The 4,495-nt window shown below is 53.1% G+C and carries 1 protein-coding gene; it reads left to right on the forward strand.

Annotation, left to right across the window (positions count from 1 at the left end; genetic code table 11):
- Nucleotides 1-4,495 (forward strand): LPD38 domain-containing protein (locus RTK01_RS15955; protein WP_312281919.1); only part of this gene is annotated, 4,495 nt, incomplete at both ends.

Here is a 4,495-nt window from a genome sequence, read left to right on the forward strand (position 1 = left end):
AATAACCCCGTCTCTGCGCTGAACCGCAGGATACAGCAGGCCAAAGAAACCAACCAGACGTATTTTCAGCCCAATGTGGAATGGGGCGGAAAAGCGGCGGAAATAGTAGATAAATACGGAACGGCCACCGTGGCGGCGATTCCGCAGGCCCTGACCGCTGTTGCCACAGCAGGAATGAGCACCGCGGCGCAGGCCGGGACCGCAGGGCTTCAGGCGGCATCCGCGGCGGCGCAGAGCGGCGGGGCCATAGCGGCAGTCAGAGGGATAGTACAGGGCCTTGCAAAAGACCCACAGTATTGGCTGGCATTCTCCCAGGTGGCCGGGGACAGGTATCAGCAGGCGAAAGCGGACGGAGCAGGAGAGACAGCGGCGAACCTTTACGCCATGGGAAACGGTCTGCTCAATGCTGCCATCGAGGTCGGCGGTGGTATTCAGACACTGCCGAAGGAACTGCAAAAGGGCGGTTCCGCGCTCAGAGCGTGGGTTGATTCCATGGTGGACGAGGGCAAGGAAGAGGTTGCCCAGGGCATTATGGAACGGGGTCTGCAAAATCTGATTTACCAGAAGCAAAACCCGCTGGCATCTGTCACGGATGAAAACGCCGTGCTGAACCCCCGCACCGCGGCCGAGGAATTTGCCGGCGGCGCGGTGGTTGGCGGAATCCTCGGCGGTGGGCAGACATTGATCAACCAGGCGACAACTGCGCCCAGCGTGAAGCTCACTAAGGACGGGGTGAAGCTGGAGGGAGCACAAAAAAGCACCGTCAACCCCAATGGGCTAGCGGCGCTGGAAGGAACGCAAAAAAATACCGCCCCTATTTTGGAGACGGTGAGCTTTGATGATCCGAAAGCCGCGGACGGAAAGGGTGCGGTGTCCCTGCTGCGAGAAAGCGTTCGGGACATGGTGGGCGTGGAGCCGGTGGCCAATATCAGCGGAACAGAGATTTCGCCGGAGGGGCGAGCAACCGACCGCGTGATGGATTTTGTGAAAAGTCTGAAGGATAAGGTAGTACGGCCGAACTTCGGAGAGGTACTGTTTTCAAAATCCAAGGTTAAAAACAGTCTGGTGGGACACGGAACCGGAGAATCAAAAATTGAACTGTTCGCGGCGGTTCCGGCGGTGATTCAGCAGGGAAAGCAAATTGCCCATCGCACAAATTGGAAGGGACGCGGATATGACTCCTTTGTGTTTGCGGCGCCTGTTACATACCGTGGAGAAACAACCTATGTCACCGCAATTGTGGTGCGGGACAATGCAAACCGGTATTACCTGCATGAGGCGGTAGATCAGCAGGGGAATTTGATTTACGGGCATGAGAAAAGCCCGGATATCGCCTCCGACGGGTCCGGAGTTTCCCCCGAGAGCACCGTAGCTGACACCGAACTTTCTCCTCATAGTATATCCCTCTCTGATAAAAATAGCAAGGGGGATTTTACCGCGAATGTTGACGCGGAGACGGTGCGGAGCATCCGAAATTCGCAGCTTCCAAAGGCCATGCAGGACAATCTGATTGAGGCCAATCAGCACGTAGCGGAGGACAATGCCAGAAAGGCTGCGGAGCGGGAGAGTGCCAAGGAAATTGAAATGCCACGGTTGGAGACGGCGGAGCAGAGGACGCGGCAGAAAGATACGGAACTGCCCGGAAACTCTTATGTGTCGGCAGACGAAGAAGGGTATCTAGATGCATTGTCCAGAAGCGAGAACGAACCCGGAGAGCGCATGACCGAAAGAGACTACGCAAAGCTCGCGGCGGACGCCAGACTGAAAAAGATGGAGGCTCCATCGGAATCCACAAAAGAACCTGTCAGTCAGTCAGACTTGGATGAACTGTGGAAGCTATGGGAAGATCAGGCCAACCCCGTCACAAGCTCCGAAGACAGGCGGGCGGAGGCTTTAGCTAGAGCTTCCGCAATGATAGTAGATGATTCTAAGCCGGAAAAGCAAACAATGAGGCAGGCAGCGGAGGAGACCCGCTCCTATTTCATGAGGAAAATGGTGGATGCGGGAGACAGCGTGACAAAAATCCAAAAGCTGACCGGCGACCAATATCTTTATGATTTTTACAACATGGCCCGGGGATCCTCCTCTGCGGGGATCAATATGATCAACGGGGAACGGACGGATATTTCCGGCAAGCGCGTGGGCGAGAGCCTGAACGCTATTTTGGACCCAATCCGAGGTAAAGGCAAAGAATATTACAACGCTTTTAACGACTTCATGCTGCATTTGCATAATATTGACCGCATGAGTATTGAGAGTAAGGGGATAATTGCACAGCAGAAGGCGGAACTGGCTCTGGCAGAATTTGACCGAGAAAACCCGGACATTGCCACAGTCACGGAGGCACGATTGAAGCAAAAAGCCGAGAGCATGGAAGAAAATGCAGAACTGGCTCGGGAGCGCTTGGAGTTGCTGCGAAAGGTTAATCAGGCGGACCAGATGAAAAACAAGCCTGTGTATGGTTACGATGTGACCGCGGATATGAGCAGGGACACCGCAGCGCGGCTATTGCATAAGCACCCCGAATTTGCAGAATATCAAGAGCAGGTGCGGGGTTATATCAAAAATCTGATGCAGTATCGGGTGGACAGCGGGCTAATGACCCCGGCAAACGCGGCCTTTTTGGAAGAGTATTATCCGAATTATGTCCCGACGCTTCGTAAGACGAAGATGGAAGAGAATCGGAGCGCCCTAAAATCCATAAAAATCGGAAAAACCGTGGGCCGGGCAGAGGGTGGAAATGAAAAACTTCTTCCGCTCCACGAGACTCTGGGGAAACAGACCATGGCTGCCGTCCGGGAGGGAAGCAAGAACCGGTTCGGGCAAAGACTGCTGGCAGCGCGGGACAGATCGCCTCAGAGAGTGCAGCAATACATCAGCGACGTGCAAAAGTATGAAGCTGGCTTCAGCTTGGACACCTTCGATAGCATGGAGGCAGACCCGGCATTTTTGAAGAACAACACGGCCTTTGTCTATAAAGACGGAAAATTGATGGAGCTGGCGGTGGACCCGTCACTGTTTGAGGCCATGAAAGCTCTATCTCCAGACAAGAAGGAAACCAATAAGCTTGTGCAGGGAATACGGGCAGGGAATAAACTGTTCAAGGCGCTGGTAACAGGGTACAACCCGACATTTACCGTTAGAAATACGGTGAGGGACCTGCAAACCGCTGGACTTTACAGCCGTGATTTGACGGCCTTTACGAAGAATTATCCTCTGGCACTGAAGGAAATCGCCTCAAACGGTGAATACTGGAAACGGTATAAGGCGCTGGGCGGCTCTTTTTCCTCTGTGTTCGACTATCAAACCGGGACCGTGAAGGAAAGTAGCAAGGCGGTGCAAAAGACGCTGGGGCGCATGGAGGCCATAAACATGGCGATGGAGCAAGCCCCCAGATTGGCGGAATTTATGAGCATCGTTAAAAAAGGGGACGGCTCCATGGATAATCTGATGGACGCGATGCACGCGGCGGCGGATGTGACTGTCAACTTTGGCCGGGCCGGAACACTTGGGAAAATTCTGAACGCCAATTACATTCCGTTTTTGAATCCGGGCATTCAGGGGTTTGACCGGATGGTTCGGAGAGCGACGGAAACAAAGGGCGCCAAAGAGTGGGCGAAGCTGACCGTCCGGGCGGCGGTGCTGGGTGTGGCTCCTTCTTTGCTGAACGCACTGCTGTATCAGGACGACGATGATTGGGACGATCTGAAAGCGAGTGACAAGGACACCAACTATCTTTTCAAAATCGGTGATGGCCTGTGGATAAAGCTTCCAAAAGGGCGGGAGCTGTCGGTGCTGGGAATGACTGGCCAGAGGATCGGCGATCTTCTCAAGGGGGAAGATGTAGATTGGAAAGAATTCTTTGCAACGGTAGGAAACCAAGTGGCCCCAGCTAATCCTCTGAACCAAAACATTTTGAAAGCTTTCATTGATTCGGATTTATGGAATTCCAAAAGCCCCGGAAAAACGTGGTACGGAGGAGACATTGAGAACCAGCGGCTTCGGAACTATGCCCCAGGAGAGCGCTACGACACATCAACAGATATTTTTTCTAAGTGGATAGGAAAGCAATTGAATCTTTCCCCTAAGAAGATTAACTATCTTCTGGACCAATATTCCGGCGTGGTAGGAGATTTTATGCTGCCGCTGCTGACGCCGCAGGCGGAGAGAGATGCTTTTTCAAAGGCATTTACTGTGGACAGTGTTTCCAGCAACCGTATCAGCGGTGATTTCTATGATAAGGGAGATGAAATAACCTATGAGAAAAACGGCGGGGACGTTTCCATGCAGGTGGTTGGACGGTTTTGGAATAAGCAGGTTTCCGCGTGCAGCGATATCTATGCTAAAATCCGAAAAATTGAATCCAGTGAGACGCTGACGGATGCACAAAAGCGGGAGAAGGTACGGGAGGCCAAGGCGGTTTTGCACGGGAGTCAGAAAAACGCGCTGGGCACAGTGGAAGTTTATCAAGATACTGTCAAAAGGCATTTGAAGG

Source organism: Oscillibacter sp. (assembly GCF_031978065.1).
Classification (GTDB): Bacteria; Bacillota; Clostridia; order Oscillospirales; family Oscillospiraceae; genus Oscillibacter.